General features: G+C 57.6%; 22 protein-coding genes, 1 pseudogene and 1 other annotated feature. Of the genes and pseudogenes, 1 reads left to right on the forward strand and 22 read right to left on the reverse strand.

Features of this window, described 5'->3' with window-relative positions; genetic code table 11:
* Positions 1–497: 497 nt before the first annotated feature.
* The 21 genes and pseudogenes from rpoC to B0G52_RS32805 form a co-directional block, all read right to left on the reverse strand.
* Positions 498–4121: a DNA-directed RNA polymerase subunit beta' gene (rpoC, locus tag B0G52_RS32705; RefSeq protein WP_094050637.1), complete on the reverse strand. Its 3624-nt coding sequence runs from the start codon at positions 4119–4121 to the stop codon at positions 498–500.
* A gap of 45 nt (positions 4122–4166) precedes the next feature.
* Positions 4167–7712, reverse strand: a complete 3546-nt coding sequence (gene rpoB, locus B0G52_RS32710; RefSeq protein WP_094050638.1) for a DNA-directed RNA polymerase subunit beta — start codon at positions 7710–7712, stop codon at positions 4167–4169.
* Positions 7713–7958: 246 nt separating this feature from the next.
* Positions 7959–8573, reverse strand: coding sequence for a class I SAM-dependent methyltransferase (locus tag B0G52_RS32715; RefSeq protein WP_094050639.1), 615 nt, complete (start codon positions 8571–8573; stop codon positions 7959–7961).
* 110 nt (positions 8574–8683) lie between these two features.
* Positions 8684–9046, reverse strand: coding sequence for a 50S ribosomal protein L7/L12 (gene rplL / locus B0G52_RS32720; protein WP_094050640.1), 363 nt, complete (start codon positions 9044–9046; stop codon positions 8684–8686).
* A 68-nt stretch (positions 9047–9114) separates the two neighbouring features.
* Positions 9115–9615 carry a 50S ribosomal protein L10 gene (gene rplJ, locus B0G52_RS32725; RefSeq protein WP_094050641.1) on the reverse strand — a complete coding sequence of 167 codons (501 nt, stop codon included), beginning with the start codon at positions 9613–9615 and terminating at the stop codon, positions 9115–9117.
* 55 nt (positions 9616–9670) lie between these two features.
* Positions 9671–9847: a sequence feature (ribosomal protein L10 leader region), on the reverse strand.
* Between the two features lie 69 nt (positions 9848–9916).
* Complete coding sequence (rplA, locus tag B0G52_RS32730; RefSeq protein WP_094050642.1) at positions 9917–10609, reverse strand: 50S ribosomal protein L1; 693 nt, start codon at positions 10607–10609, stop codon at positions 9917–9919.
* A 123-nt stretch (positions 10610–10732) separates the two neighbouring features.
* The gene (rplK, locus tag B0G52_RS32735) at positions 10733–11158 is read right to left on the reverse strand and encodes a 50S ribosomal protein L11 (protein ID WP_094050643.1); all 426 of its coding nucleotides are present in this window, start codon (positions 11156–11158) and stop codon (positions 10733–10735) included.
* An 85-nt stretch (positions 11159–11243) separates the two neighbouring features.
* A complete protein-coding gene (gene nusG / locus B0G52_RS32740) occupies positions 11244–11777 on the reverse strand; it encodes a transcription termination/antitermination protein NusG (RefSeq protein ID WP_094050644.1) in 534 nt (177 codons plus the stop codon).
* Positions 11778–11802: 25 nt separating this feature from the next.
* A complete protein-coding gene (secE, locus tag B0G52_RS32745) occupies positions 11803–12012 on the reverse strand; it encodes a preprotein translocase subunit SecE (protein ID WP_094050676.1) in 210 nt (69 codons plus the stop codon).
* A gap of 18 nt (positions 12013–12030) precedes the next feature.
* Positions 12031–12180: a 50S ribosomal protein L33 gene (rpmG, locus tag B0G52_RS32750; RefSeq protein WP_094050645.1), complete on the reverse strand. Its 150-nt coding sequence runs from the start codon at positions 12178–12180 to the stop codon at positions 12031–12033.
* A 322-nt stretch (positions 12181–12502) separates the two neighbouring features.
* Positions 12503–13936 carry an aldehyde dehydrogenase family protein gene (locus B0G52_RS32755; protein ID WP_094050646.1) on the reverse strand — a complete coding sequence of 478 codons (1434 nt, stop codon included), beginning with the start codon at positions 13934–13936 and terminating at the stop codon, positions 12503–12505.
* Positions 13937–14037: 101 nt separating this feature from the next.
* Positions 14038–14688, reverse strand: a complete 651-nt coding sequence (sigH, locus tag B0G52_RS32760) for an RNA polymerase sporulation sigma factor SigH (protein ID WP_094050677.1) — start codon at positions 14686–14688, stop codon at positions 14038–14040.
* A gap of 171 nt (positions 14689–14859) precedes the next feature.
* A complete protein-coding gene (locus B0G52_RS32765; RefSeq protein WP_094050647.1) occupies positions 14860–15408 on the reverse strand; it encodes an NYN domain-containing protein in 549 nt (182 codons plus the stop codon).
* Positions 15401–16186, reverse strand: a pseudogene (gene rlmB / locus B0G52_RS32770) (23S rRNA (guanosine(2251)-2'-O)-methyltransferase RlmB); the annotation flags it as partial. The pseudogene rlmB and the gene B0G52_RS32765, both read right to left, overlap by 8 nt.
* A gap of 241 nt (positions 16187–16427) precedes the next feature.
* Complete coding sequence (locus B0G52_RS32775; RefSeq protein ID WP_094050648.1) at positions 16428–16868, reverse strand: Mini-ribonuclease 3; 441 nt, start codon at positions 16866–16868, stop codon at positions 16428–16430.
* On the reverse strand, positions 16865–18277 hold the full coding sequence (gene cysS, locus B0G52_RS32780; protein ID WP_094050649.1) for a cysteine--tRNA ligase: 1413 nt from the start codon (positions 18275–18277) through the stop codon (positions 16865–16867). Before cysS ends, B0G52_RS32775 begins: the two co-directional genes overlap by 4 nt.
* Before the next feature lie 7 nt (positions 18278–18284).
* Entirely contained in the window at positions 18285–19085 is an 801-nt protein-coding gene (gene cysE, locus B0G52_RS32785) for a serine O-acetyltransferase (RefSeq protein ID WP_094050650.1), read from the reverse strand.
* Between the two features lie 576 nt (positions 19086–19661).
* Positions 19662–21122, reverse strand: coding sequence for a glutamate--tRNA ligase (gene gltX / locus B0G52_RS32790; RefSeq protein ID WP_094050651.1), 1461 nt, complete (start codon positions 21120–21122; stop codon positions 19662–19664).
* Between the two features lie 188 nt (positions 21123–21310).
* Positions 21311–21787: a 2-C-methyl-D-erythritol 2,4-cyclodiphosphate synthase gene (gene ispF, locus B0G52_RS32795; protein WP_094050652.1), complete on the reverse strand. Its 477-nt coding sequence runs from the start codon at positions 21785–21787 to the stop codon at positions 21311–21313.
* A gap of 63 nt (positions 21788–21850) precedes the next feature.
* The gene (gene ispD, locus B0G52_RS32800) at positions 21851–22546 is read right to left on the reverse strand and encodes a 2-C-methyl-D-erythritol 4-phosphate cytidylyltransferase (protein WP_094050653.1); all 696 of its coding nucleotides are present in this window, start codon (positions 22544–22546) and stop codon (positions 21851–21853) included.
* A gap of 188 nt (positions 22547–22734) precedes the next feature.
* Positions 22735–23823, reverse strand: coding sequence for a PIN/TRAM domain-containing protein (locus B0G52_RS32805; protein ID WP_094050679.1), 1089 nt, complete (start codon positions 23821–23823; stop codon positions 22735–22737).
* A gap of 194 nt (positions 23824–24017) precedes the next feature.
* Here B0G52_RS32805 and B0G52_RS32810 point away from each other — a divergent pair, with 194 nt between their 5' ends.
* Positions 24018–24413: a nucleoside triphosphate pyrophosphohydrolase family protein gene (locus tag B0G52_RS32810; RefSeq protein WP_094050654.1), complete on the forward strand. Its 396-nt coding sequence runs from the start codon at positions 24018–24020 to the stop codon at positions 24411–24413.
* Positions 24414–24552: 139 nt separating this feature from the next.
* Here B0G52_RS32810 and pssA read toward each other — a convergent pair whose 3' ends face one another.
* On the reverse strand, positions 24553–25302 hold the full coding sequence (gene pssA, locus B0G52_RS32815) for a CDP-diacylglycerol--serine O-phosphatidyltransferase (RefSeq protein ID WP_094050655.1): 750 nt from the start codon (positions 25300–25302) through the stop codon (positions 24553–24555).
* Between the last annotated feature and the right edge of the window lie 73 nt (positions 25303–25375).

The following is a 25375-nucleotide window of genomic DNA, read 5'->3' on the forward strand; positions in this document are numbered from 1 at the left end:
GAGCGTTTCAGAAATAAAATGCAACAACAATCGAAGCCGATGCAGCCGACTTACCGTTAGAACATTCGCCACGCGGCTGTTTTAACCCGATACGGCCGACCTGCAAGCTTCGCTGGTCCACCGCTCGCCGCTGCAACACGACTGAGCGAGGTTGCAGACTCGCCAGCCCTCCGTTTGCCGGCTGCAACACGGCTGAGCGAGGTTGCAGACTCGTTGTCCCTCCGTTTGCCGGCTGCAACACGACTGAGCAGGGTTGCAGACTCGCCGGCCCTCCGTTTGCCGCTGCAACACGGCTGAGCGAGGTTGCAGACTCGCCAGCCCTCCGTTTGCCGGCTGCAACACGACTCAATCGCCTTAGACTCTTCGACTTCTTACGCGTAGGCTTGGTCCTCCCGCAACCAGACTCTCGCTGGCTAGAAGATGCGTGCTTGCTGGACACGCCATCCATCAAAAAAAGCGGATACCGCTGCCGGTATCCGCTTCTGTGACAATTGATGTTATTCCACGCCGACCGGTTCCAGCTCCGCCGTTTCGTCCGTTTGCTCGTCAAACGGGGAGACGACTTTGATGTTGCGGTAACGAGCCATCCCGGTACCTGCCGGAATGAGCTTCCCGATAATGACGTTCTCCTTGAGGCCGAGCAGGCGGTCGACCTTGCCCTTGATCGCGGCATCGGTCAGAACGCGGGTCGTCTCTTGGAAGGACGCCGCAGACAAGAACGAATCGGTCTCGAGGGACGCCTTCGTAATGCCCAGCAGTACCGGACGGGCAACCGCCGGCTCCTTGTCGGACAGGATCGCTTCGCGGTTAGCCGCTTCGTACTCGTGCAAGTCGACGAATGCTCCAGGGAGCAGCGTCGTGTCGCCAGGATCGACGATGCGGATCTTGCGAAGCATCTGCTTGATCATGACCTCGATATGCTTGTCGTTGATCTCAACGCCCTGGTTCCGGTATACGCGCTGAACCTCTTGCAGAATGTAGTTCTGCACCCCGCGAATACCTTTGATGCGCAGCATCTCTTTCGGATCGATGGAGCCGTCCGTCAATTCGTCGCCCGCTTCGACCTGCTGGCCTTGGACAACGCGAATGCGGGAGCCGTAGCTGACCGGATAGATCTTCGATTCCGCTCCGCCCTGCAATTCGATCTCGCGGCGATCCTTCGTCTCGCGAATTTCCTTGATGACGCCGTCGAGCTCGGAGATGATCGCTTGACCTTTCGGATTGCGCGCTTCGAAGAGCTCCTGAATACGCGGCAAACCTTGGGTGATATCGTCTCCGGCGACGCCGCCGGTGTGGAACGTACGCATCGTGAGCTGCGTTCCCGGTTCGCCGATCGATTGAGCGGCGATGATACCGACCGATTCGCCGATCTCGACTTGCTTGCCTGTCGCCAGGTTGCGTCCGTAGCAGAGCTTACATACGCCATGACGGGCGCGGCAGCTAAGCACGGAACGAATCTGAATGCTCTTGATGCCCGCGCGAACGATCTCTTCGGCCTTAGGCGTATCGAGCAGATCGTTGCGATGCGCGATGATTTCCTTCGTCTCCGGATGACGGATCGTCTCGAACGCGTAGCGGCCTTCGATCCGGTCGAACAGATCTTCGATGACCTCTTTGCCGTCCTCGATCCGGGAGACGGTAATGCCTTTATCCGTGCCGCAATCGTCCTCGCGAACGATTACGTCCTGAGCGACGTCGACGAGACGACGAGTCAGATAACCCGAGTCGGCGGTACGAAGAGCCGTATCGGCAAGACCTTTCCGCGCGCCGTGGGTGGAGATGAAGTACTCCAAGACCGTCAGACCTTCGCGGAAGTTCGACTTGATCGGCAATTCGATGATCCGTCCGGACGGGTTGGCCATCAGACCCCGCATACCGCCCAGTTGGGTGATCTGCGATTTGTTGCCCCGCGCCTTGGAATCGACCATCAGCATGATGCTGTTGTAACGATCCATCGACTTCATCAGAATGTCCGTAATCTCGTCCTTCGTCTTGCTCCAGATCTCGATAACGCGATCGCGGCGTTCTTCGTTCGTGATCAAACCGCGACGGTATTGGGTCGTAACGACTTTGACGCGCTCCTCCGACTTCTTCAGAATTTCTTGCTTCTCCTGAGGAACGATAACGTCGGATACGCCGATCGTAATGCCCGCGCGAGTCGAGTACGTAAAGCCGAGCTGCTTGATGTTGTCCAGGATGACCGACGTCTGGGTCGTATGGTAAATGCGGAAGCATTCGCCGATAATGTTGCCCAGATACTCTTTGCCGACGGCTCCGGGAACGGCAGGGTCCTCGATAAACTTCGAGATGTCCGCGCCTTTTTCGTAGATGAAATATTTATCCGGTGTACCTTTAACGAGGTTTTCTTTCGTCGCCTCGTTGATGTAAGGGAACGTGTCCGGGAAAATTTCGTTGAAAATGATTTTGCCGATCGTCGTGACGATGAGCGCTTCCTGCTGCTCCGGCGTGAAGGTTTTCTTCTTCAGCTCTTTCACCGGAATAACGACGCGTGCGTGCAGGGAAACCCCTTCCGTACCGCGTTGGTAAGCGGAGACCGCTTCGTTGACGTTCGCGAATTTGAATCCGGAACCGTAAGCCTTGTTGTTGTCCATCGTCAGATAGTAGCAACCGAGTACCATATCCTGAGACGGAGTAACGACCGGCTTGCCGTCTTTCGGGTTCAAGATGTTGCCCGCGGCCAGCATCAGCAAGCGCGCTTCCGCTTGGGCTTCTGCCGACAGAGGCACGTGAACGGCCATCTGGTCGCCGTCGAAGTCGGCGTTGTACGCCGTACAGACGAGCGGGTGAAGCTTGATCGCGCGGCCTTCGACCAGAATTGGCTCGAAAGCTTGGATGCCCAGTCTGTGCAGCGTCGGAGCGCGGTTCAGAAGCACCGGGTGTTCCTTGATGACTTCTTCCAGCACGTCCCACACTTCGGGGCTCACGCGTTCGACTTTGCGCTTCGCGCTCTTGATGTTGTGGGCCAGACCTTTGAGCACCAGCTCTTTCATGACGAAAGGCTTGAACAGTTCCAGCGCCATCTCCTTAGGGAGACCGCATTGGTACATTCTCAGGCTCGGACCTACAACGATAACGGAACGTCCGGAGTAGTCGACCCGTTTACCGAGCAAGTTCTGACGGAAACGGCCTTGCTTCCCTTTCAGCATGTGGCTGAGGGATTTGAGCGGACGGTTGCCCGGGCCCGTTACCGGGCGGCCGCGGCGGCCGTTGTCGATCAAGGCGTCGACGGCTTCCTGGAGCATCCGCTTCTCGTTCTGCACGATGATGTCCGGAGCTCCGAGGTCGAGCAGGCGCTTCAGCCGGTTGTTCCGGTTGATGACGCGGCGGTACAGGTCGTTCAAGTCGCTCGTCGCGAAGCGTCCGCCGTCCAGCTGAACCATCGGGCGCAGCTCCGGAGGAATAACCGGAAGCACGTCGAGGATCATCCAGTCCGGCAGGTTGCCGGAGTTGCGGAACGATTCGATGACTTCCAGACGCTTGATCGCGCGGTTGCGGCGTTGGCCCTGAGCCGTGCGCAGCTCTTCCTTGAGCGTCTCCAGCTCGCGGTCGAGATCGATGTCCTGCAGCAGCTTCTTGACCGCTTCCGCGCCCATGCCTGCATGGAACGCGTAGCCGTACTTGTCGCGGTAGCTGCGGTATTCCTTCTCGGAGAGCAATTGCTTCTTCTCGAGAGGCGTGTCGCCCGGATCCGTTACGACATAGGAAGCGAAGTAGATGATCTCCTCGAGGGAACGAGGAGACATATCCAGCGCCAGCCCCATACGGCTAGGAATGCCCTTGAAATACCAGATGTGCGATACCGGAGCGGCCAGCTCGATATGCCCCATCCGCTCGCGGCGCACTTTCGCCCGCGTGACTTCGACGCCGCAGCGATCGCAGACGACGCCTTTGTAACGCACTCTCTTGTACTTGCCGCAATGACATTCCCAGTCCTTGGTCGGTCCGAAAATCTTCTCGCAGAACAAGCCTTCTTTTTCCGGTTTCAGCGTCCGGTAGTTTATCGTCTCCGGCTTCTTGACTTCGCCTCTGGACCACGATCTGATCTTGTCGGGGGAAGCCAAACCGATCTTCATAAACTCAAAGTTATTGACGTCTAACAAGGAGCAAGCCCTCCTTCATCGTTGCTAAGATTTCGGATCCTAAAGTTATTCGACGCCGACTTCGGAACCTTCGAGGTTCAGATTCAGCTTATCTCCCGCGGAATCGTCTTCGTCGTCGATTTCCTTCATTTCGATCTCCTGCTCGTCGCCGGACAGGATTTTCACGTCCATACCCAAGCTTTGGAGCTCTTTGATCAGTACTTTGAACGATTCAGGAACGCCCGGCTCCGGCACGTTCTCGCCTTTGACGATCGATTCGTACGTTTTGACGCGACCGACGACGTCATCGGATTTGACGGTCAAAATCTCTTGCAGCGTGTATGCCGCGCCGTAAGCTTCGAGCGCCCATACTTCCATCTCCCCGAAGCGCTGGCCGCCGAACTGGGCTTTACCGCCGAGAGGCTGCTGCGTAACGAGCGAGTATGGACCTGTGGAACGGGCGTGAATCTTGTCGTCGACCATGTGCGCCAGCTTGATCATGTACATGACGCCGACGGTAACTTCGCGTTCGAACAATTCGCCCGTGCGTCCGTCTCGCAGGCGCCATTTGCCGTTGCGGGCCATGCCGGCCTCTTCCATCGTGTCGAAGACGTCATGTTCGGATGCGCCGTCGAATACCGGCGTAGCGGCGTGAATGCCGAGCAGCTTACATGCCATGCCGAGGTGGACCTCAAGCACTTGCCCGATGTTCATCCGGGAAGGAACCCCCAGCGGGTTCAGAACGACCTGTACAGGCGTTCCGTCCGGCAGGAACGGCATATCTTCTTCCGGCAGAATGCGGGCGATAACCCCTTTGTTTCCGTGACGTCCGGCCATTTTGTCGCCCTCGGAAATTTTCCGCTTCTGGGCGATATAGGCGCGAACGAGCTGGTTGACGCCCGGAGGCAGCTCATCGCCGTTCTCGCGCGTAAACACTTTGACGTCGACGACGATGCCGTCCGTACCGTGAGGAACGCGCAGCGACGTATCGCGCACTTCGCGCGCCTTCTCGCCGAAGATCGCGTGCAGCAGGCGCTCTTCCGCCGTCAGCTCCGTTACACCCTTCGGCGTAACCTTGCCGACGAGAATGTCTCCTGCGCTGATTTCCGCGCCGACGCGGATAATGCCGCGCTCGTCAAGGTTGCGAAGCGCGTCCTCGCCGACGTTCGGGATGTCGCGCGTAATCTCTTCAGGCCCGAGCTTCGTATCGCGCGCTTCGGACTCGTACTCCTCGATGTGGATCGAAGTGTAGACGTCCTCGCGTACGAGCTTCTCGGACAGCAGGATCGCATCCTCGTAGTTGTAACCTTCCCACGTCATGAAGGCAACGACGACGTTGCGGCCCAGCGCGAGCTCGCCGGTGTCCGTGGAAGGACCGTCCGCCATGATGTCGCCTTTCTTGATCACGTCGCCGCGGCGAACGAGAGGACGTTGGTTAATGCACGTTCCTTGGTTGGAACGCATGAATTTCTGCAGCTTGTATTTGACGATGTCGCCTTTGACTTCCTTGCCGTCGATGATCTCGACGCGGCGCAGTTGGATTTCATTGGCAGACACCCGTTCGATATATCCGTCGTATTTGGATACAATACATACCCCGGAGTCCTTGGCCGACTTGTGCTCCATGCCCGTTCCGACGAAAGGAGCTTCCGGAATGAGCAGCGGAACCGCTTGACGCTGCATGTTCGAACCCATCAGCGCGCGGTTGGAGTCATCGTTCTCGAGGAACGGAATCATCGCCGTCGCGACCGATACGACTTGCTTCGGAGAAACGTCCATGTAGTCGACCCGATCGCTCGGCATCGTCAGGATGTTGTCCGTCTGCTTGTTGTAGCGAACGATAATGTTCTCTTCCTGGAACGTACCGTCCGGGTTCAGCAACGCGTTCGCTTGCGCGATAATGTAGTTATCCTCTTCGTCCGCGGTCATGTAGACGATCTCTTCGGTGACGCGGTTCGTGTTCGGATCGACTTTGCGGTACGGAGCTTCGATGAAGCCGTACTCGTTGATCCGCGCGAACGACGACAGCGAGTTGATCAGACCGATGTTCGGTCCCTCCGGCGTCTCGATCGGACACATGCGGCCGTAGTGGGAGTTGTGAACGTCCCGTACTTCGAAGCCCGCGCGTTCCCGCGTAAGACCGCCCGGTCCGAGAGCGGACAGACGGCGCTTGTGCGTCAGCTCGGCCAGCGGGTTCGTCTGATCCATAAACTGCGACAGCTGGGAAGATCCGAAGAACTCCTTGATCGCCGCAATGACCGGACGAATGTTGATCAGCGCTTGCGGCGTGATCGCGTTCTGGTCCTGGATCGACATCCGTTCGCGAACGACCCGTTCCATCCGGGACAGACCGATGCGGAACTGGTTCTGCAGCAATTCGCCGACGGAACGCAGACGACGGTTGCCCAAGTGGTCGATGTCGTCGGTGTTGCCGATGCTTTGCAGCAGGTTCATGAAATAGTTGATCGACGCGATAATATCCGCCGGCGTGATGTTCTTCACGGCCTTGTCGATAATGCCATTGGAGATGACCTTCACGACTTTGCCGTCTTCCACCGGGGAGAACACGTTGATCGTCTGCAGCGGAATGTCTTCCGTCTCTTGAATGCCGCCGGCGACGCGATAGTTCTTGAAGCCGACGTTCTTCTCGAGCATCGGAAGAATCTGGTCAAGCAGCCTGCGATCGATCATCTGACCGGCTTCGGCGATGATCTCGCCCGTCGAAGGATCGACAAGCGTCTCGGCGAGCCGCTGATTGAACAGGCGGTTCTTGATGTGCAGCTTCTTGTTGACCTTGTAGCGGCCGACGTTCGCCAGATCGTAGCGCTTCGGATCGAAGAAGCGGGCGATCAGCAAGCTGCGCGCGTTCTCGAGCGTAGGCGGTTCGCCCGGACGAAGACGCTCGTAGATTTCGATGAGCGCTTTCTCGGTCGAGTCCGTGTTGTCCTTCTCGAGCGTGTTGCGAATAAAATCGTCTTGCCCGAGCAGATCGAGAATCTCCGCGTCGGTACCGAAGCCGAGCGCGCGAAGAAGCACCGTTACGGGAATTTTCCGCGTACGATCGATCCGCACGTATATAATATCTTTAGCATCCGTCTCAAGCTCAAGCCAGGCTCCGCGATTCGGAATGATGGTGGCGGTGTAATTCTTCTTGCCGTTCTTATCCACTTTCGTACTGAAATAGACACTTGGGGAGCGCACCAATTGACTGACGATAACGCGTTCCGCGCCGTTGATAATGAACGTGCCCGTCTCGGTCATAAGCGGGAAATCGCCCATGAACACTTCCTGCTCTTTCACTTCGCCGGTTTCCTTGTTAAGCAACCGCACTTTCACGCGAAGCGGAGCAGCGAAGGTGACGTCGCGTTCCTTAGATTCGTCTACCGAATATTTGGGCTCTCCCAGGCTGTAGTCGATAAACTCCAACACCAAGTTGCCCGTAAAATCGGAGATCGGCGAAATATCCTGAAAAATTTCCCGCAAACCCTCGTCCAAAAATTTCTGGTACGATTGCTGCTGGATTTCGATCAGGTTCGGAACGTCCAACACTTCATTAATGCGGGCGTAGCTGCGCCGCGTACGGCGGCCATACTGAACAAGATGTCCTGCCAACTTAACCTCACCCCTTAAGTCTGCTTCAACACATAAATAAAGAAAAGCCACTTATGCGCCGGTTGGCGGCACAATGGCAACTCATCCTGCCTTTACCCCAAAACAAACCCATTATACGCCATTCGATGCGATTTTATTCCTGGGAAAAGAACCGGAGTTTGCTGGCTTTTGTGTTGAAGACAATTAGCCCATCCTAATACTGACATTTTTTAATAATACCATAGCGAAAATGTCAAGTCAAATTTTTTATTCACTTTTCGTCTTTTTGGCCTTGTAAATCCGAAATCCCTTATCCTTGGCGACTTCCGCGACTTCATCCTCGCCAAAAATTTCTTCCAGTCTGGCTCTCGCCGAGGGAGCTCCCTGCTTGTTCTGAATGACGATCCAGAGCTCTCCTCCGGGATTCAGCCTTTCGAAGGCTTCCTGGAACACCCGGTGCACGACGGCTTTGCCCGCGCGAATCGGCGGATTGGACAGAATGACGTCGAAGCTGTCGTCCTGTACCGCTTCGTACAAGTCGCTTCGGGCGAACGATACGTTGCCTATGCCGTTCGCTCTGGCGTTCATTTCAGCCAGCTCGACCGCTCTCTCGTTAATATCGATCAGCTTGACATGTCCTTGCGGCGCAAGGCGGGCCGCAACGAGACCGATCGGGCCGTATCCGCAGCCGATATCCAGAACCCGCGCATCCGCGGGAATGTCCATATGCTCGATAAGCACCCGACTTCCGTAGTCCACCCCGTCCCGCGAAAACACGCCCGCGTCCGAAGTCAACTTCAGACGAACGCCGCGCAGCGTCGTTTCGAACGAGCGCCGGTCGCTCTGCGATTTGGGTTTGGCCGAATAGTAATGATCGTTCATTCTGTACTCCTCCGCACACCGGTCAGGCTGCCTTCTCTAAGCATGATCAACTTTGCGCATGAACAAACCCCTCGAAGAAAATCTTCAAGGGGTTTGTGAGGTCCCGCTTCTTATTTTACTTCTACTTTAGCGCCGGCTTCTTCAAGCTTAGCTTTGATAGCGTCGGCTTCTTCTTTGGAAGTCTTCTCTTTGATCGGCTTCGGAGCGTTGTCTACGAGGTCTTTTGCTTCTTTCAAGCCGAGGCCCGTGATTTCGCGAACCGCTTTGATAACGTTGATTTTGGAAGCGCCAGCTTCGGCCAAAATAACGTCGAACTCAGTTTGCTCAGCAGCAGCTTCAGCAGCGCCGCCTGCAACTACCGCTACAGGAGCAGCAGCCGTTACGCCGAATTCTTCTTCGATTGCTTTTACCAGATCGTTCAGTTCGAGAACAGTCATCGTTTTGATGGCTTCCAAGATTTGCTCTTTGCTCATTTGATGTTCCTCCATGTATTGAGATCACTGGGATCTTCTTATTTTTTGATAATTCGTTCGAAAAGGTCTTACGCGCTCGCTTCGTTCTTCTCCGACACCGCTTTGACAGCGAGGGCGAAGTTGCGAACAGGAGCTTGAAGTACGCTAAGCAGCATGGACAGCAAGCCTTCGCGGGACGGAAGATCCGCCAACGCCTTCACTTGAGCCGCGTCGTAGAATACTCCGTCTACGATACCGCCTTTGATCTTCAGCGCGTCGTTCTTCTTGGCGAAGTCGCTCAGAATCTTAGCTGGAGCTACGGCATCAGCACCGAATGCAACTGCAGTCGGTCCGGTCAGCACGGCGTCCAGATCGCTCAGTTCCGCGCTTGCGGCAGCGCGGCTGACCAGGGAGTTCTTCAACACCTGGAATTCAACGCCGGCTTCGCGCAATTGTTTCCGAAGCAACGTAACTTGAGCCACGTTCAGACCGCGGTAATCGGCGATGACCGTGCTGCTGCTCTCGCGCAGCTTCGCTGCGATCGCGTCGACCTCTTGCTGTTTCGCTGCAATGATTTTCGCATTTGCCATTGTGTGCACCTCCTATGATTTTTGGATAACACCGTATATCGTCACGTACGATCTCAGAGGCATAAGAAATGCCTCCGCAGACTGTGCGGAGGCATGACGCGATCTCGCTTCTACACGCGGATGCGCTAGGCATCCGGCATACAAGAAAAGTTCTATTCACACACCTCGGTAGGAAATTAAGCTTGGCAATGCGCCCAGCACCTACGGTCTACGGTATCCATATTCGTTTGTCAGCTTCATCAGACTACCACTAAAGCGGTCCGATGTCAAAGACCGTTTGTTGCCATCTCTGCCAGAAGGATTAGCGGTATGCCGCCGCGTTAACGCGAGCGCCTGGTCCCATCGTCGAAGAAATCGAGACGTTCTTCAGGTAAATCCCTTTGGAAGAAGCTGGTTTAGCGCGGTTCAGCGCGTCGATCAGAGCTTTCAAGTTCTCGTTCAGCTTGTCAGCGTCGAACGAAACTTTACCGATCGGAGCGTGAATTTGTCCGGCTTTGTCCAGACGGTATTCGATTTTACCGGCTTTGATCTCTTGGATGGCTTTCGCAACGTCGTTCGTTACGGTTCCAGCCTTAGGGTTCGGCATCAAGCCTTTGCCCCCGAGAATACGGCCGAGCTTACCTACTTCGCCCATCATGTCCGGAGTCGCGACGCAGACGTCGAACTCGAACCATCCTTGTTGGATTTTGTTGATGAGGTCAGCATCCCCTACGTAGTCCGCTCCAGCAGCTTCAGCTTCTTTCAGCTTCTCGCCTTTCGCGAATACGAGGACGCGTTGCGTTTTGCCGGTGCCGTGAGGCAGGACGACTACGCCGCGCACCGCTTGGTCTTGCTTTCTCGGATCAACGCCGAGGCGGACGGCAGCTTCGACAGTTTCGTCGAATTTGGCCGTTGCCGCTTTCTTCACGAGCTCGATCGCTTCCAACGATTCGTAGGTAGCGTCGCGGTCGATCAGCTTGGCGGCTTCTCTGAATTTCTTACCGTGTTTAGCCAAGTTGTTCTCCTCCTTTTGTGGTAGTAACGGTCTGTTCCAATCCGCGATCCCTCTGCAGGGAACGGCAGATTGTCCCTCCCACTAGCGCGTCCGTGCGGACGCGTCAAACCGCCGTCAAGGCGATTAGTCTTCGATCGTAACGCCCATGCTGCGGGCCGTACCTTCGACCATACGCATTGCAGCTTCAACGGAAGCCGCGTTCAAGTCTTGCATCTTCTGCTCGGCGATCTCGCGAACTTTCGCGCGCTTAACCGTAGCGACTTTCTTCTTGTTCGGCTCGCCGGAACCTTTTTGGATTCCCGCCGCTACGCGAAGCAGTACCGCTGCCGGAGGAGTTTTCGTCTCGAACGTGAAGGAACGATCCTCGTATACGGAAATGACGACCGGAATTACCAGGCCGGCTTGATCCGCCGTGCGAGCGTTGAACTCTTTACAGAATTGCATGATGTTAACGCCAGCTTGACCGAGCGCAGGACCGATTGGCGGCGCAGGGTTAGCTTTACCCGCGTTAACTTGCAACTTAACCAGCTTGATCACTTTCTTTGCCATGTTGCACACCTCCCTGACCCATAATGCGGTTTAACGGAACTCTCGTCCCTCCCGCTCTTTCAAGAAACCCGAACTGCAAAGATACTTATATCTTCTCCACTTGAGTGAAATCCAACTCAACCGGGGTTTCCCTGCCGAACATGTTGACGTGCACCTTCAGCTTGCTCTTGTCGGCGAGAATCTCTTCCACGGACCCGACAAAATTGGCGAAAGGCCCGACCTTGACGCGGACGTTCTCTTTCAGTTCGAAATCGATGACCGGCTTCGGCTCGTCCATGCCCATGTGACGCAGAATTCCTTCCACCTCGTCAGGCAAGAGCGCCGTCGGCTTCGATCCCGATCCGGTGGAGCCGACAAAGCCGGTAACTCCCGGCGTATTGCGGACCACGTACCAAGAATCGTCCGTTTGGATCATCTCCACGAGGACGTAGCCCGGATACACTTTGCGCATAACCGTCTTTTTCTTGCCGTCCTTGTTGACGATCTCCTCTTCCATCGGCACGAGGACGCGGAAGATTTTGTCTTGCATACCCATAGATTCCACGCGTTTCTCCAGGTTCGCCTTAACCTTGTTCTCGTACCCGGAGTACGTGTGGACTACGTACCATCTTTTCTCCATGGAAAAGCCACCTTTGGTTCCTGCGTCAGATGATCATATCGACGAGGGATGAAATACCGATGTCCAGCACCCAGAAGTAGATCGTTACCAGAACCACGGTCACAATGACGATGATCGTGTAGCTGACAAGCTCTTTCCGGTTGGGCCAACGGACTTTCTTTAGTTCGTTCCAGCTATCGGCAAAAAACGAAAAAAAGGACCCAAAGTTTTGCTTCATTTTAGCCAGGAAAGTCACGTTCATACCTCCTAGGAGTTACCGCGTCTCGCGATGAGGAGTATGTTCATTGCAAAATTTGCAGAACTTCTTCAACTCGATGCGATCGGCGTGAGTCCGTTTGTTCTTGCTCGACGTGTAGTTCCGTTGCTTGCAGCTTGTGCAAGCCAGCGTGATGATCACCCGCATCCCTTCCACCTCCCGGGATCATGACTTCATAAAAATACAACCATTCAGCGGAAACTCCAGCTTGGCGAACCAAGGCTGAGTTTGAAATCGTCGGCCGATGGCAAGCCATCAAGACAACAATTCCTGGTGTTTCGCCGATGATTCAGAGCCAGCGCATAAGAAACCACGTTAAGGTTACTAAAATAATTTATCACAGGGGCAAATCGATGTCAACGAAAACCGTCTGGGCATGTCTGGCATCGGTTAATACCATTCTTCCTGTTTTCGTTCTATTTAATCGCCGGCCCCGGAAAAATATTTTCATAGCAAGCGTCCAATCCGCCTATTTTAAGCGCTTGTTGATGACGACCAGCTTCGTTTCCGTCATTTCCTCGACCGCGTATTTGACGCCCTCGCGCCCGGTGCCGCTCTCCTTGACGCCCCCGTACGGCATATGGTCGACGCGGAAGGTCGGAATGTCGTTGATCATGACGCCTCCCACCTTCAGCCGTTCCGCCGCGCGAAGCGCCGTGAACAAATCGGACGTGTAGATGCCCGCCTGCAGACCGTATTTCGAATCGTTCACCTCGTCGATCGCCTCGTCGACCGATTTCACGCTGCCGATCACGACGATCGGGGCGAACGCCTCGCGGCACGACACCTTCATCTCCCGTCCCGCCTCCGTAAGGACGGTCGGCTCCAGCACGCCGTTGCTGACGCTGCCGCCCGCCGCTACTTGCGCGCCGCCGTCCGTCGCTTCCCGAATCCAGCTCAGCGCCCTTTCGGTCTCCCGCCCGGAGATCATTGCGGACAGATCGGTCTCCGGATCAAGCGGATCTCCCTGCTTCAATCGCTTGGCCGCCTCGGCGAACTTGCGGACGAAGCTCTCGTAGATCTCTTCGTGAACGTAGATGCGCTGCAGCGAAATGCATACCTGGCCCTGGTTGGAGAAAGCGCCGGTCACGCAGCGCGGCACGATCGCGTCCAGGTCGGCGTCCTTGTCGACGATCAGCGCCGAATTGGAGCCGAGCTCCAAGGTGACGCGCTTGAGTCCGGCTCTCGCCCGGATGACTTTGCCCACCTCGGGACTTCCGGTGAACGTGATCATCGCGACCCGCTCGTCCTCGACGATCGCCGCGCCTGCTGCCTCGCCATGTCCGGGAACGACGTTCAGCGCGCCCGAGGGCAGCCCGGCTTCGGCGAACAGCCCGGCGATATACAGCGCCGACAGAGGCGTCTGCTCGGCCGGCTTCAGCACAACCGTATTGCCGGCGGCAATCGCAGGTCCGACCTTGTGCGCGACCAGATTAAACGGGAAGTTAAACGGCGTGATCGCCCCGATGACGCCGAGCGGCTCGCGCACCGTATACGCCAATCGACCTTCCCCTCCCGGAGCCGCGTCGAGAGGAATCGTCTCCCCGCCGATCCGCTTCGCTTCCTCGGCGGCAAACTTGTAGGTCTGCACCGTGCGGGCGATCTCCGCCCGCGCCGCCTTGATCGGCTTGGCCGCTTCCAGCGCGATCAAGCGAGCCGCCTCCTCGGACCGGGCGTCGAGGAGCGCCGCGACCCGCTCCAGAATGGCCGCCCTCTCGTGCGCCGGCATGGCGGCCATTGCACCCGTCGCTTCGCATGCGGCGCCAATCGCTTCGCGCGTCTCTTGCTCGTCAGCCGAGGGAACCTTAGCGACGACCTCCCCCGTATAGGGAGAACGCAATTCCTCGCAACGTCCCGCTTCCCGCCATCCGCCGCCGATAAACAGCCCTTTTATCGTTTCCATTTTCCACCCGGCTCCTTTCGGTTTGGCCCTTAAGGCCGTAAAAAAAGCAGCTTCGGATTGGCTGCTTGTGCTTTACTGCATATAGATGTATCGGATCAGTGCTAACTGCCTATGTCGCGAATCTCCAAGTACCGTTCGAGCTTGCGCTTGACGCGCTGCAGGGCGTTGTCGATCGACTTCACATGTCTGTCCAGATCAACCGCGATTTCCTGATAGGAGCGGCCATCCAAGTAGAGCATCAGCACCTTGCGCTCCAGATCGCTCAATATCTCGGTCATCTTGTCCTCGAGGCCGTAAAACTCCTCTTGGTTGATAATCATCTCCTCCGGGTCGCACACCCTGGAGCCGCAGATGACGTCGAGCAGCGTTCGGTCCGAGTCCTCGTCGTAGATCGGCTTGTCTAGGGAAACGTAGGAATTCAGAGGAATATGCTTCTGACGGGTAGCCGTCTTGATCGCGGTAATGATCTGCCTGGTGATGCACAACTCCGCGAAAGCCTTGAACGAAGCCAGCTTGTCGCCCTTGAAGTCGCGAATCGCCTTGTAGAGGCCGATCATCCCTTCCTGAACGATATCCTCCCGCTCCGCGCCGATGAGGAAGTAAGATCGCGCCTTGGCGCGCACGAAATTGCGATATTTATGAATGAGGTACTCCAACGCTCCGCTATCTCCCAAGCGAACGAATTCAACGATGTCCTCGTCGGCCCTGAAGTCGTACTCAAGCGTTGCCAGTCTCTCCAAGTCGACGCTCACGAACATCCCTCCGGTCTGCATTGGCGTACTGGAACCTCTTACTCTACCAAACTATTATCAATATACTTGATCTGACGCATAGCGTCAATGGATTTGCCGTTATTCGCCCTCAAGCGGGAATGGTAAAATTGTAAATTAAAGCCACGATTCGACATTTTCCCTTATAATCCGTCACGAATCTTTGAGTCCCCGTCTCATCCGCTCCAATCGCGATTGGACGTCCTCCGGCAAAATGCCTTCCAACGGATTTTTCTTCAGCCGATGATCGTTCCTGATGGCCGTCCGGATATCGACGCTGCTCTGCCGGACCGCGTGCCTCAGCTCGCGCGCCGACACACGGAGCGCCCCGCGCCCGAAGACGACGTGCTGCTCGACGAGATCGGATGTGGCGACGTAGACATTGCGCTTGACGGACAGCCACTCTCCGACGAGCCGCTCGATGCATTCGTCGGCGGTCTCCTTCTCTCTCGTGTAGACGACGCTGAACTTTTTGCGCGGACGGTACTCCTTGCCGGTGCCGGGCACGCGGAACGCATCGAAAACGACGATGACGATCAGTCCCGCGTAGCCCTGGTAGTCCGACAGCATATCCAGCAGCCGATCCCGCGCATCCTCCAGCTTCTCGTCTTTGAGCGCGCTTAGCTCAGGCCACGCCCCGATCACGTTATAGCCGTCGACGAGCAGAACGTCCTCTCTCTGGAACGTCCTGCCTTCACGCATGACCGGTAGGGGACACCGGCGACGGGGAATCCCCGCTCTTCGCCGCTTGCCCGCGCTGGCGGACGACTTCGTACAGAATGACTCCCGTCGCTACGGACGCGTTCAGCGAATTGATCCGGCCGACCATCGGCAGCGACAGAATAAAGTCGCATCTCTCCTTCACGAGCCTGGACAAGCCTTGTCCCTCGTTGCCGATCACGACAGCGAGCGGGCCGGTCAGATTCGTGTCGTAGAACCCTTCTTGCGCTCCGACGTCCGCTCCCGCGATCCACAGTCCCGCTTCCTTGAGCTTCTCCATCGTTTGCACGAGATTCGCGACTCTGGCGACCGGGACGTACTCGACGGCTCCGGCCGACGTCTTGGCGACGACCGCGGTCAGGCCGGCGCTGCGCCGCTTCGGCACGATGACGCCATGCACGCCGGTGCAATCTGCCGTCCGCAGGATGGAGCCCAGATTGTGCGGGTCCTCGATCTCGTCCAGAAGGACGAGGAACGGCGCTTCGCCCCGCTCGGCTGCGCGGGCGAGCAGTTCGTCCACGTCGGCGTAGGCTACGGCCGCCGCTTGGGCGACGACTCCCTGGTGCTGCATGTCGGGGACGAGCCGGTCGAGCTTGCTCTTGTCCACCTGCTGAACGACGATGCCGCGCGCCTTCGCCTCCTCCATAATCGGCTGCACGAGAGAGCGCTGCGCCTGCGCGGAGACGAATATTTTGTTGATCGAGCGGCCCGCCTTGAGCGCCTCCAGAACGGGGTGCTTGCCCGCGACGTACTCTTCTTCGCCCTTAAGCGCGCTCTCTTCGCTCCACCGCTCATCGTCGTGCTCGGTCGGCTGAACGCCGCGCGTCGGCCGCGCGTCTGGTCTCTGTTCCTTGCGATCGCCTCGCCAAGGCGGGTTGCCGCCGCCGAGGCTGCGCCCTCCCTTGCCTCTGGCTGCAGGCTTCCCGCCCTGAGCGGAACGGCTTTCCGGCGATCTCGGATCTTTGTTGCCCATTTCCATCTTCCTTTATCGTTTAATGCGCTTATTCAGTTTCGGCGGCGAAAGCCAGCTCCATCAACTGCTCCAAGCGCTCTTTCTGCCCTTCGTAATACAGATAGCCGACAAGACACTCCAGCGCGGTCGCTTGGCGATAGTCCGCGGGATCGGCATTGCGGGGAGGCTGACCGGACTTCGTGTTGCGCCCTCTGCGCACGATGTCGGCCTCTTCCTCCGTAAGCAGCGGCGCCCACCGCTGCAGCAGCTTCGCCTGCGCGGCGGCGGAGACGTATTTCGTCGCCGCGCGGTGCAGCTCGTGCGGCTTGCGGCTGCTGCCCGCGATCAGCCGCTGGCGGACGTACACCTCGAACACGGCGTCGCCCACGTAAGCGAGCACGATCGGGGACAGCAGCTTGACCGGAACGTCCGAGGGGACGACCGGCGCAATGACGGGCGGAACGGCGGACGTTGGAGCGCGGCTCGTCATTTGCGGCGCCAGCGGATGCCTTGCGGGGTGTCTTCCAGCACGATGCCCCGTTCCGCCAGCAAATCGCGAATTTCGTCCGCCCTGGCGAAATTGCGGTTCGCCCGCGCGGATGTCCGCTCCGCGATCAGAGCGTCCACTTCCTCGTCCAGCAGCTCCGCGTCGGTCTCTTCGGGGAGCAAGCCGAGAATGCCGTTCATCTCGCCGATCAGCTCGCGGATGAACAGCAGATCCGTCTCGCTGACGATTTCCCGCTGCAAATACGCGTTCGCTTCGGATACGACGCCGAACCAGGCCGTAATCGCGTCCGGCGTGCTGAAGTCGTCCTGCATGCGGGAGTGGAAATCGGCGCGCAGCTGTTCCAGACGGGCCTTCAGCTCCGCATCGGAGGCCAGGGAGAGATTGCCCTTGGCGACCGTGGACAGCCTGTGCTTCACGTTGTCGCGGCAGTTGGTCAGCCGATCGACGCTGTTGGCCGCCTGACGAATCGTCTCGTCGCTGAAGTTCAGCGGGCTGCGATAGTGCGTGGCCAGCATCAAATAACGGATCGCATACTTGCTCGTACCTTTAAGAAGCTGGCGAACGTTAACGCCGTTGCCGAGCGACTTGGACATTTTCTCGTTGTTGATGTTCACGAAGCCGTTGTGCATCCAGTAGCGCGACAGCGGCTCGCCCGTCAGCGACTCCGACTGCGCGATCTCGCACTCGTGGTGTGGGAACTGGAGGTCGTGGCCGCCTCCGTGTATGTCGAGCGTATCGCCCGCGAACTTGCGCACCATCGCCGAGCATTCGATGTGCCAGCCCGGACGGCCGTCTCCCCACGGGCTCGGCCAGTGAATCTCGCCCGGCTTGGCCGCTTTCCACAAGACGAAGTCCTGCGGATTTTCCTTGCGCTCGTCCACGTCGATGCGGATGCCGTACTGCAATTCATCGAGATTTTTGTGGGACAGCTTCCCGTAATCGGGGAACGTCGACGTGCGGAAGTACACGTCCCCCGCGCTCTCGTACGCCTTGCCCTGCTCGACCAGTTCGCGGATGAACTCGACGATCTCGTCGATCGTCTCCGTTACCCGGGGCGACACCGTAGGAGGAAGCGCTCCGAGCGCCTCGCGGTCTTCCTTGAAGGCGGCGATGAACTTCTCCGCCACTTCTGGCACCGTAATGTTCATATCTGCCGCTTTGCGAATCATTTTGTCGTCGACGTCCGTGTAGTTCACGATGTAGTTGACCTGGAAGCCGATCGCCTCCAGATAGCGTCTCACGACGTCGAAGAAGATAACCGGCCTTGCGTTGCCGATATGAATGTAGTCGTACACGGTCGGCCCGCATACGTACATATTCACTTTTCCCGGCTCGCGCGGGACGAAAGGCTGCAAGTCCCTGGTCATGCTGTCGTATATTTTCAAGTTCACGTTTGATTTAGCTCCTTTTCTTCTCTAGTTCCGGCGAGTGCACGAGATCGCGCGCGTTCCCGGCATGCCCGGAATCGTCTTCCGCGCCCAGATGCTCGTATTCGGACGAGCTGCGCGGCTGCGGTTGTCCGGGACCGCCGTCCGAGGGACGAACGTCCGCCTGGCCGCCCTTTTTGAGCCGTTCAACTTCGGCCTTGAGATCGTTGATCTCCTTCTGCATGAACCGGAACGTCTCGATGAGCGGGTCCGGCAGATTCGTATGGTCGAGCCGGTCGCCGATCTTCTTGCCGTTGCGCTTGACGACGCGCCCCGGAATGCCGACGACGGTGCTGTTCGGCGGCACTTCCCGCAGCACGACCGAGTTGGCTCCGATATTCGTATTATCCCCGACCGTGAACGATCCGAGCACTTTCGCTCCGGAAGCGATGACGACCCGGTTGCCGATCGTCGGGTGGCGCTTGCCCTTCTCCTTGCCCGTACCTCCGAGCGTCACTCCCTGATAGATGACGACCTCTTCCCCGATCTCGCACGTCTCGCCGATGACGACGCCCATGCCGTGGTCGATGAACAGCTTGCGGCCCAGCTTCGCCCCGGGATGAATCTCGATTCCGGTGAAGAAACGGCTGACCTGGGAGATGATGCGGGCGATCGTATACAACCGGCGGCGGTAAAAAAACTGCGCGACGCGGTGAGCCCATATCGCGTGCAGCCCCGCATACGTAAAGACGACTTCAAACCAACTTCTGGCCGCGGGATCATTCTCGAATACCGCCTCGATGTCCGACTTGACCGTACGCCATATCCCCATGACCCATCCCCCCTGCTCTTTCTCTATAAAAAAAAGTCTCTGCAGCGATAATCGCTGCAGAGACGTCGTGACGCGGTCCCACTCTGCTTAAGCAAGCGCCGTAATTCGGCATGCCTGCTCCTCTACGGATCGGTAACGGGAATCCCCCCGGCACCGCTTAACGAAGACGCGGCAAACGCGACCATCGTCGCATTCCCTGCCGGTCGTCCGCTCGGCGGCGCAGCTCCCAGGCGCATTTCGGCTTTGCGAGAACGAGGCGGCTTTCAGCCCATGGCCGCCCTCTCTGTGCATTCTGCAGCAAAACTTACTCTCCTGTTCGTCGCACGTTTTCGATATAGCTCAAGTATATCCCAACCCCGTACCCGTGACAAGACGCGGGACTTTATCCGGGCTCGGGCCTATGCTATCCCCGTTAATCAAACGAAAAAAGTCCCGTCGGAGCATTTAGCGGTCTGCCAGACCGTTCTCTTGCCAGACTTCCGCATTCTCGCCGACTTAACGGTCCCGCAAACCACTAATACTGCTCCCTCGCCACTTCGCAAACCGGCGCAAGCCTGCCAAAATCGCCTTCTCGCCTCACAGCCGCTCAGCCAGACGCTTCAGCACCTTGTCCCGGCCCAGCAGCCAGATTGTGCCGTTGAGGTCCGGTCCGTGCGTCTGTCCGGTCAATGCAACGCGGATCGGCATGAACAAACCTTTGCCTTTGACTCCGGTCGCGGTCTGCACCGCCTTGATCAGAGCCTTCATATTGTCGATCGTGAAGCCTTCCTCGCCAGCTGCCTCGATCTGCTCGCGGAACGCTTGCAGCACGGTCGGCACGGTCTCCTCCGCCAGCACCGCGCTCGCCTCGTCGTCGAAGACCAGCTTCTCCTGGAAGAACAGATCGGACAGAGCGACGATCTCCGCCCCGAACCGCAGATGGTCGCGGAACAGCGTCACCAAGGCGGAAGCCCACTGCTGCTCCTGCTCGCTTGGCGCCTCCGGCAGACGTCCGGCCGCCTTCAGATGCGGAAGGCACAGCTCCAGCACCCGCTCCGGCTCCGCCTGCTTCAAGTAGTGCTGGTTGAGCCAGCTCAGCTTGGCCGTATCGAATACCGCCGGGCTCTTCGACAGACGATTGGCGTTGAAAATTTCGATAAGCTGCTCCCTGCCGAAAATCTCCTCTTCTCCCTCAGGAGACCAACCGAGCAGCGTAATGAAGTTGAACAGCGCTTCGGGCAAGTAGCCCAGCTCTTCATACTGCTGGATAAACTGCACGATGGATTCGTCGCGCTTGGACAGCTTCTTGCGTTGATCGTTCACGATCAGCGTCATGTGCCCGAATACCGGAGGCGTCCAATCGAACGCTTCGTAGATCATCAGTTGACGAGGCGTGTTCGTGATGTGATCCTCGCCGCGCAGCACGTGCGAGATCGCCATCAGATGGTCGTCGACGGCTACCGCGTAGTTGTATGTCGGGATGCCGTCCTTCTTGACGATGACGAAATCTCCGAAGTCTTCCGACTTGAACGAAATTTCGCTTTTGACGATATCCTGGAACGTATAAGTCCGGTCCGCCGGCACCGTAAAACGAATGCTCGCCGCACGGCCTTCCGCCGCCAGCTTCTCTCTGTCCTCCGCGCTCAGATGACGGCATTTGCCCGAATATTTCGGAGTCTCGCCGCGCGCCGATTGCTCCTCGCGCTCCCGCTCCAACTCCTCCTCCGTGCAGTAGCACGGATAAGCAAGCTGACGATCCAGCAACTGCTGCGTGTGGGCGCGGTAAATGTCGAGTCGTTCTGTCTGACGGTACGGCCCGTACTCTCCTGGACGGTCGGTGCTCTCGTCCCAATCGACGCCGAGCCATTTCAAGTACTTAAGCTGGCTTTCCTCGCCTCCCGCGACGTTGCGCTTAACGTCCGTATCCTCGATGCGGATAATGAACTCTCCCCCGTGATGACGGGCGAACAAGTAGTTGAAAATAGCGGTTCTCGCGTTGCCGATATGCAGATGCCCCGTTGGGCTCGGCGCATAACGTACGCGGACTTTAGTGGACATAATCCGTTCCTCCTTGAACAATCGTGTATATATGGCGTTGTGCTCGAGCGTTATACGTTATTCCTCATCCCACGCATTGCCGACACTCAACCCCAAGGCACTTTTCTGGCCTTCAACCGACGCGCCCTTCCCCCACTCCGAGCAGCCGAGACACTTTTCTGGCCTTCAGCGGATGCGCCGAGCTAAACTTACTCCTTCAACAGCAGCACGACCGCCTGAGAAGCGATGCCTTCGCCGCGGCCCGGGAAGCCGAGCCTCTCTGTCGTTGTCGCCTTGACGTTGATCTGCGACTCGTCGCATTCGAGCGCGCGCGCAATAACCGCGACCATTGCCGGAATGTACGGCGCCATCTTCGGCGCCTGGGCGATGATCGTCGCGTCGGCGTTGCCCAGCTTGTAACCTCGCTCCTTCGCCAGCCCCCAGACATGCTCGAGCAGCTTCACGCTGTCGGCATCCTTAAACGCCGGATCCGTATCGGGAAAATGCTTCCCGATATCCCCCAAGCCCAAAGCCCCGAGAATCGCGTCGCTGATCGTATGTAATAGGACGTCGGCGTCGGAATGGCCGAGAAGGCCTTTCTCGTACGGGATGGTCACGCCCCCGATGATGCACGGGCGGCCCTCCACCAGTTGATGCACGTCGAATCCTTGTCCCACTCTAATCATGTCATTGCCCCTCCCCGATCGTTGGCCTCTGCCGTCTTTCCTTATGTCCTGCCGTTTCGCCGCCTACCCCTGCCGCCTCGACCGGGCCAGCAGAAGCTCTGCGATCGGCAGATCCTCCGGCGTCGTAATTTTCAAGTTTGCGTAATCGCCCTGGACGATGGCCACCTTGCGCCCCAGCCGCTCCACGAGCATCGCGTCGTCCGTAGCCGCCGCTCCTTCCTCCTTCGCCTGCCGGTGCGCCCGCATCAGTTCCAGCCGCCCGAACGCCTGAGGCGTCTGCACGCTCCACAGCGTGCTGCGCTCCGGCGTCGCCACGATAAAGCCCTGCCCGTCGGACACCTTGATCGTGTCCTTGACGGGCACGGCCAGCGCCGACGCGCCATGCTCCTCGGCAGCCGCGCAGCAAGCCGCGATCTGCTCCGGGCCCACGAGCGGCCTAGCCGCATCATGGACGAGCACGCCCTCCGTCCGCAGAACGGCCAGTCCGGCGTACACGCTGTCCTGGCGCTCCGCGCCGCCGACGATCACGTCGGAGACTTTGCCGTAGCGCCCCGCAGCCACAAGCTCCGTCGCCCGCTCCGTCTCACCTTCTCCGACGACCAGTACGACGGCGGATACGGCGGCGCAGCGCTCGAACGCGCCCAGCGCGTGATCCAGCACCGTTCTGCCGGCCAGCTCCAGATACACTTTGTTGTCCGGGGCGCCCATGCGGGTGCCCCGACCCGCCGCGACGACCACGGCCCCCCACTCCCAAGACATTCGCATGATCTCCCAACGCACGATCCTAGAATAACAAGCAAAAACGCCTTCGGCGTCCTTAAGGACGGAGAATGCGTTTTGTCGGAGACGACTCAAATAAGAATAAAGGATGTTATCCTTGCTGAATCGTCAAACGAAAGACGGGACACTGGAGCGCGTCCCGCCCGTAATTCTATTATCATACCGCTTCAGAGCGCTTTTTCCAATAGCTTCGGCTTCGCGAAGATCATTCGGCCCGCCGAAGTCTGGAGCACGCTCGTCACGAGCACCTCCATCGTCGTTCCGATAAAGTCCCTTCCGCCTTCCACGACGATCATCGTGCCGTCGTCCAGATAAGCGACGCCTTGTCCGTGTTCCTTGCCGTCCTTGATGACCTGCACGATGATTTCCTCTCCGGGCAGTACGACCGGCTTGACCGCATTGGCCAAATCGTTGATGTTCAGGACGGATACGCCCTGCAGCTCGCACACTTTGTTCAAATTGAAATCGTTCGTGACGACCTTGCCTTGCATCGCCTTGGCCAGCTTCACGAGCTTGCTGTCCACTTCTCCCGGCTCTTCGTTCGCATCTTCGTAGATAAGTACTTTGACGTCCAGTTCTTTCTGAATTTTGTTCAGAATGTCCAGTCCCCTGCGCCCTCTGTTGCGCTTGAGCAGATCCGAGGAATCGGCGATGTGCTGCAGCTCTTCCAGTACGAACTCCGGAATGACAAGCGTGCCTTCGATAAATCCGGTTTTGCAGATGTCCGCGATCCGGCCGTCAATAATGACGCTCGTATCCAAAATCTTATGTTCCTCGTAACGCGGCCCCGACTTCTCGGTCGTCTCGACCCTTCTGCGTTCCAGCAGCAGCACGCCGAGCTCGTCCTTTTTCCGCAGGCCGACGACCAACCCCGCATATCCGAGCGCAAGCGCGGTTCCCGCCGCCAACACTTGTCCCACATATGGAACATCCGTGATATATGGATACAGGAAGGAAGATAGCGCGAGCCCGAAAATCAACCCGATCATACCTGTCAGCAGCTCCGACATCGGGTAGTCGGACAGCCGATCGATCCCGCGATTCAACGCGCGCGACAGCGGCGTCGACACGGAAGTAGCCAGCAGAAATCCCGCTCCCGCTCCGACGACCAGGCTCAGCGTACCGCCCGATCCCGTCGTTGCGCCCAGCAGAGTTCCCATCCAGGGCGACTCGGAAGCAAGCTGCGAAGCCGACATTTGCTGACCCAGCAACGCTCCGATCAACAATCCGAACGTCTGGATCACTCTTCTCATAATCATAGAAATCACTCCCTCTCTTGTCGCAATCGAAAAATTCTCGTTACTAGTATGTTCCAATTTTTCGCTTGCTAACCTTCCCCCCGGCCGCATCTTAAAGTTTCTTTAGAAATCGTAACTTTCTTTGAATTCTCTTCCCCCTTGCTCTATAATGGAGGAGAAAAAGTAAATAAAAGGTAACCGAGGTGGAACGGATGGGCGCGCCTACGCTTCAGGAATTTCAAAGTCAGGTGTCGGAATTGTTGCTCCGCCATCGCAGTCTGCTCGACGTCGTCACGAAGTTCAGTCAATCCAATGCCTCCGTGAACCGGGCCGTATCCAAGTCCATTACGGAGTGCGGATGCATCGCTTTGAACGCCCGGAATCAAGGTTTCTCCGAGGAGATGCCGCTGGACCAGGCGAATCGTCAATCGAAATCGCATATGGAAGGCGAGCTCTGCGAGCAATGCCGTGAAATCATTCGCAACGAAATGGGCAAAAATCTTTTCTACATGTCGGCCATGTGCAATCTTCTGGACATCAGTCTCGAGGATGTCGTCGCAAGGGAATCGGAAAAATGCTCAACGCTCGGCTGGTTTAACCTTACCTGAGACATAAGTCCGCCGATCGACAACGAAAGCAGCCCCCTGAGCCGGGAGGCTGCTTTTATGTAGCTGCGTCCGGCCAAACGATAAAGGCGCCGATTCATCCCCCCTGCGGGAGACAATCGGCGCCTTCGTCTATTCGTCGTTATGCGCTATGCTTGGATCGTTCTTCGTCTTCGGCCGCTTCTCTTCGAGCGGCTCTTCTCCTGGAAGGGAGCAGGCTTTCAACGTTTTTTTTTAGTCCCCATAACGCGTATAGCAGCAGCAAGGCCAGAATGACCTTCGGAATCGCCTGTTGGAACATATAAGCGAGCACCGCGGCTCCAAGCACGACGACCGGAATCGCCCAGAACGCTTTCCTCGGCAGTCCCAGCTTCTTGAAATTCGGGTACTTCATGTTGCTGACCATCAGGAACGACAGCGCAAGCGTGCTCAGCAGCAGCAAGGAATAGTGCAGCTCGCCCTTGAACAGGGCCAACGTAGCCAACACGCCTCCCGCGGCGGGAATCGGAAGCCCGATGAAATAACCCGGAATGCCGTCTATAACGTTAAATCTAGCAAGCCTCAGCGCTCCGCAAATCGGGAAGATCGCCGTCACGATCCAGGCCAGCGCGGGGCTGACTCCTTGGAATGCCGCCTGATACATAATGAACGCCGGAGCGACTCCGAAGGAAATGACGTCCGACAACGAATCCAGCTCTTTGCCGAATTCGCTCTGGGCGTTGAGCGCGCGCGCCACGCGACCGTCCAACCCGTCCAACAACATCGCAATGATGACCAGCAGCGCGGCCGTATTTGAACTGTTCGTATCGTTATTGAATGCCAGGATGATGGCGATTACGCCCAAACCCAGGTTACCTATGGTAAATAAATTCGGTATTGATTTCGTAATCATGTTTGCCACCTCGACTTTACTATACCCTATTGGCCTGTTCGTTAAGCGTAATCGAACTTCTCACGCATTCTAG

This window comes from Cohnella sp. SGD-V74 (assembly GCF_003001675.1).
Taxonomy (GTDB): domain Bacteria; phylum Bacillota; class Bacilli; order Paenibacillales; family Paenibacillaceae; genus Cohnella.

What these genes read in the sequence shown, in the direction of transcription:
- gltX (WP_094050651.1), bottom strand. Translation starts at nt 21,122, where the DNA reads ATGTCCACTAAAGTCCGCGTACGTTATGCGCCGAGCCCAACGGGGCAT.
- rplJ (WP_094050641.1), bottom strand. Translation starts at nt 9,615, where the DNA reads ATGGCAAATGCGAAAATCATTGCAGCGAAACAGCAAGAGGTCGACGCG.
- B0G52_RS32810 (WP_094050654.1), top strand. Translation starts at nt 24,018, where the DNA reads ATGGGCGCGCCTACGCTTCAGGAATTTCAAAGTCAGGTGTCGGAATTG.
- nusG (WP_094050644.1), bottom strand. Translation starts at nt 11,777, where the DNA reads ATGGAGAAAAGATGGTACGTAGTCCACACGTACTCCGGGTACGAGAAC.
- rplK (WP_094050643.1), bottom strand. Translation starts at nt 11,158, where the DNA reads ATGGCAAAGAAAGTGATCAAGCTGGTTAAGTTGCAAGTTAACGCGGGT.
- ispF (WP_094050652.1), bottom strand. Translation starts at nt 21,787, where the DNA reads ATGATTAGAGTGGGACAAGGATTCGACGTGCATCAACTGGTGGAGGGC.
- B0G52_RS32755 (WP_094050646.1), bottom strand. Translation starts at nt 13,936, where the DNA reads ATGGAAACGATAAAAGGGCTGTTTATCGGCGGCGGATGGCGGGAAGCG.
- ispD (WP_094050653.1), bottom strand. Translation starts at nt 22,546, where the DNA reads ATGTCTTGGGAGTGGGGGGCCGTGGTCGTCGCGGCGGGTCGGGGCACC.
- cysE (WP_094050650.1), bottom strand. Translation starts at nt 19,085, where the DNA reads ATGGGGATATGGCGTACGGTCAAGTCGGACATCGAGGCGGTATTCGAG.
- B0G52_RS32765 (WP_094050647.1), bottom strand. Translation starts at nt 15,408, where the DNA reads ATGCGTGAAGGCAGGACGTTCCAGAGAGAGGACGTTCTGCTCGTCGAC.
- pssA (WP_094050655.1), bottom strand. Translation starts at nt 25,302, where the DNA reads ATGATTACGAAATCAATACCGAATTTATTTACCATAGGTAACCTGGGT.
- B0G52_RS32715 (WP_094050639.1), bottom strand. Translation starts at nt 8,573, where the DNA reads ATGAACGATCATTACTATTCGGCCAAACCCAAATCGCAGAGCGACCGG.
- rplL (WP_094050640.1), bottom strand. Translation starts at nt 9,046, where the DNA reads ATGAGCAAAGAGCAAATCTTGGAAGCCATCAAAACGATGACTGTTCTC.
- B0G52_RS32775 (WP_094050648.1), bottom strand. Translation starts at nt 16,868, where the DNA reads ATGACGAGCCGCGCTCCAACGTCCGCCGTTCCGCCCGTCATTGCGCCG.
- rpmG (WP_094050645.1), bottom strand. Translation starts at nt 12,180, where the DNA reads ATGCGGGTGATCATCACGCTGGCTTGCACAAGCTGCAAGCAACGGAAC.